This is a genomic window from Achromobacter sp. Marseille-Q4962 (assembly GCF_943737005.1).
GTDB lineage: Bacteria > Pseudomonadota > Gammaproteobacteria > Burkholderiales > Burkholderiaceae_B > Achromobacter.
Genome location: NZ_CALSFU010000061.1, coordinates 1 through 3,196, shown reverse-complemented (window position 1 = coordinate 3,196; position 3,196 = coordinate 1). Strand labels below are relative to the sequence as shown.

Sequence of the window (3,196 nt, the reverse complement as noted above, 5' to 3'; positions counted from 1 at the left end):
AGCCCCAGCCCCAGCCCCAGCCGGCGCCGGCCGCCGAGGCGCCCGAGGCCGGCGCCGCCGCATCCGGCGGCGTGCCGCTGCGGGTGCGCATCAGCAAGGTATCCGACAAGGACGCGGGTTCCCTGCTGGAAGAAATGGGCAACCTGGGCCATGTGAAGGCCAGCGAACGCAAGGACGGCGCGCTGACGGTGTGGGTGGACAGCACCTGCTCGCCGGCGGATATCGAAGCGGTGTGCTGCTTCATCGTGGATGCCGACCAGCTCGAGATCCGGCAGGAAGCGCCGCCCGCGGTGGCGGAATCCGCTGCGCAGGAAGCCCAACCGGCCGCGCCTGAGCCGGCCGCGCCGCAGTCCGCACCCCAACCGGCCGCGACCTCCGGGCAGCCGGCGCCCGTGGCGGAATCGGCCGCCGCGGCCGAGGCGATCACCCAGGCATCGCGCGCCACCCGCGCGCCGGCGCCGGCGCACGCGGACAAGGAGTCCACCTCCATCCGTGTCGGCGTCGAAAAGGTGGACCAGGTCATCAACCTGGTGGGTGAGCTGGTCATCACGCAAGCCATGCTGGCGCAGACGGCCTCCACGCTGGATCCGGTGCTGCACGACCGCCTGCTCAACGGCATGGAACAGCTTGAGCGCAATGCCCGCGACCTCCAGGAGGCCGTGATGTCCATCCGCATGATGCCGATGGACTACGTGTTCAGCCGCTTTCCCAGGCTGGTGCGCGACATCGCCAGCAAGATGGGCAAGCAGATCGAACTGCAGACCTACGGTCGCGCCACCGAACTGGACAAGAGCCTCATCGAGCGCATCATCGACCCATTGACGCACCTGGTGCGCAACAGCCTGGACCACGGCATCGAGACGCCCGAGAAGCGCGTGGCCGCCGGCAAGGATCCGGTCGGCCAGCTGGTGCTGTCGGCGCAGCACAACGGCGGCAATATCGTGATCGAGGTGAGCGACGACGGCGCCGGCCTGAACCGCGAAAGAATTCTCAAGAAGGCCATCGCCCAGGGGCTGCCCGTCAACGAGAACTCTCCCGACGACGAGATCTGGCAGCTCATCTTCGCCCCGGGTTTTTCCACGGCGGAGAAGATCACCGACATCTCGGGCCGCGGCGTGGGCATGGACGTGGTGCGCCGCAATATCCAGGACATGGGCGGCCACGTGCAACTGTCGTCCCGGCCGGGGCAGGGCACCACCACCCGCATCGTGCTGCCGCTGACGCTGGCCATCCTCGATGGCATGTCGGTGCGGGTCGGCGAGGAAACCTTCATCCTCCCGCTCAACCACGTGACCGAATCGCTGCAGCCCACCAACGACCAGATCTACTCGGTGGCCGGCAACGAGCGCGTGATGCACGTGCGCGGCGAGTACCTGCCGCTGGTGGAAATGCACCGCGTGTTCTCGGTCTGCGGCGCGCAGACCGATCCCACGCAGGCCATCGCGGTCATCATGCAGGCCGAAGACCGCCGCTTCGCGCTGCTGGTGGACCACCTCATCGGGCAGCACCAGGTGGTGGTGAAGAATCTCGAATCGAATTACCGCAAGGTTCCCGGCATCTCCGCCGCCACCATCCTGGGCGATGGCAGCGTGGCGCTGATTGTCGACGTTTTTGCGCTGGCGCGCGCCAACCGCGAGCGTTGGTCGCAGCCCGAAGCCATTCTGAATTGACGGAGAGAAACCACTCATGGCAGCCAAACCGCAAGCGCAGTCCGCGCGCAATGAGGACGTAGGCAGCGAATTCCTCGTGTTCACGCTCGGCGCCGAGGAATACGGCATCGACATTCTCAAGGTGCAGGAAATCCGCGGCTACGACGCGGCCACCGTCACCCGCATCGCCAACGTGCCGCCTTTCATCAAGGGCGTGACCAACCTGCGCGGCATCATCGTTCCCATCGTCGACCTGCGCATCAAGTTCAACCTGGGCAGCGTCGACTACAACGAGCAGACGGTGGTCATCATCCTCAACCTCGAGCGCCGCGTGGTCGGCATCGTGGTCGACGGAGTGTCCGACGTGCTCATGCTCAACGCGGGGCAGATCCGCCCGGCGCCGGAGTTCGGCGCCACGCTGTCCACGGAATACCTCACCGGCCTGGGCACGGTGGACGAACGCATGCTGATCCTCGTGGACATCGAAAAGCTGATGACCAGCGACGAAATGGCGCTGGTGGAGAAGGTCGCTTCCTGATCGGAGACGGCCGGCAGGGCACGGGCGCCGCGTCAGGATCGATGCGGCGCTTTTCCTAACTACTGCACCCTGGGAGTGGTTCCTGTGATGCGCAAGTTTTTTGCGAACATGACGATACGCGGCAGCCTGCTGTGGGTGCTGGCGTTCTTTTCATTCATGTTGGTGATCGGCGCGGCGTTGGGGGTTCTGTCGCTGCGGGTCAGCAACCAGACTCTGGCGGAGATCAAGCAGGCGCAGGAGCTCGACGACGCGGTCAGCCGCGTGGTGGGAAGCTACAAGGATACGCTCAACAGCCTGGGCCGCGCGGCCACTTCCAACTACGGCGACATCGTGCGCAACATCGGCCAGCCCGTCCTGGTGTCGCAGGGCCTGTCCGGCGAGGCGGCGGGCATGCTGCAGCGGGCGAAGTCGGCGCTCAACAAGACGCAGACCGAGTTCGAATATTACAAGACGCTGCCCAAGCCCGACGACGCCGAGGCGGCGCCCATTCTCAAGGAAATCGAGGACGCGTATCTCGTGCTGGCGCAGCAGGGCCTGGCCCCGCTGGTGACGGCGCTCGAGAAAGCCGACATGCCGGGCTACCAGACGCAGGTCCAGATGGTGCAGGACGCCCTCGAAAGCCGCTTCGCGCGTGCCGTGGACGCTTTCGACTTCTGGCGCACCGGCAAAATGACCGATGCCCACGAAGTGGCGCAGGTCCGCTACCGCTACGTGCTGATGGCCGTGGCGGCGGGCGGCGTCATCGCCGCGCTGCTGGTGTTCGCGACCTATGTTTTCCTGCGGCGCCGGGTGCTGCGCCCGCTCACCGACGCGGGCCGGCATTTCGACCGCATCGCGGCCGGCGACCTGACGGCGCGCGTCGAAGTGCGCAATGCCAACGAGATCGGCCATCTCTTCTCGGCGCTCAAGCGCATGCAGGAGAGCCTGACGCGCACGGTGGCGGCGGTGCGCCGCGGGGTGGACGAGATCACGGTGGGTTCGCGCGAGATTGCGGCGGGCAACACGGACC

Annotated in this window: 3 protein-coding genes; all 3 read left to right on the top strand. The window is 66.6% G+C overall.

The window, feature by feature from the left end; genetic code table 11:
• A partial coding sequence (gene cheA, locus NGJ44_RS22975) for a chemotaxis protein CheA (RefSeq protein ID WP_251866031.1) occupies positions 1 to 1,670 on the top strand: 1,670 nt, incomplete at its 5' end.
• A 16-nt stretch (positions 1,671 to 1,686) separates the two neighbouring features.
• Positions 1,687 to 2,187, top strand: coding sequence for a chemotaxis protein CheW (cheW, locus tag NGJ44_RS22970; RefSeq protein ID WP_053245669.1), 501 nt, complete (start codon positions 1,687 to 1,689; stop codon positions 2,185 to 2,187).
• An 87-nt stretch (positions 2,188 to 2,274) separates the two neighbouring features.
• Positions 2,275 to 3,196, top strand: a 922-nt coding sequence (locus tag NGJ44_RS22965) for a Tar ligand binding domain-containing protein (protein WP_251866029.1), incomplete at its 3' end; no start/stop codon positions are given.